We start from the raw sequence: 305 nt of genomic DNA, 5'->3' as shown, positions 1-305 counted from the left end.
CGGCAGGGGCGCCGCCCGCGTGCACATCCTCAAGGGCATCTCCCTCGATATCGAGCGGGGCGAGGCCGTGGGGCTGGTGGGGCCGTCGGGCTCGGGCAAATCGACGCTGCTCATGACCATGGCGGGCCTGGAGCGTCCGGATTCGGGGCGGATCGTCGTCGACGGACGCGACCTGTCGGGGCTCGACGAGGACGCGCTGGCGCGTTTTCGCGGGCGGCGCATCGGCATCGTCTTCCAGCGCTTCCACCTCGTGCCGCCCATGACGGCGCTCGAGAACGTGGCGCTGCCCCTGGTGCTCGCCGGCG

General features: G+C 72.5%; 1 protein-coding gene. It reads left to right on the top strand.

Annotation, left to right across the window (positions count from 1 at the left end; all coding sequences use genetic code 11):
- The coding region (locus tag F0L46_RS25345) for an ATP-binding cassette domain-containing protein (RefSeq protein ID WP_149822391.1) at positions 1-305 on the top strand (305 nt) is incomplete at both ends.

This window comes from Salinarimonas soli (assembly GCF_008386575.1).
Taxonomy (GTDB): domain Bacteria; phylum Pseudomonadota; class Alphaproteobacteria; order Rhizobiales; family Beijerinckiaceae; genus Salinarimonas_A; species Salinarimonas_A soli.
This window is presented reverse-complemented; position numbering and strand designations above follow the sequence as displayed.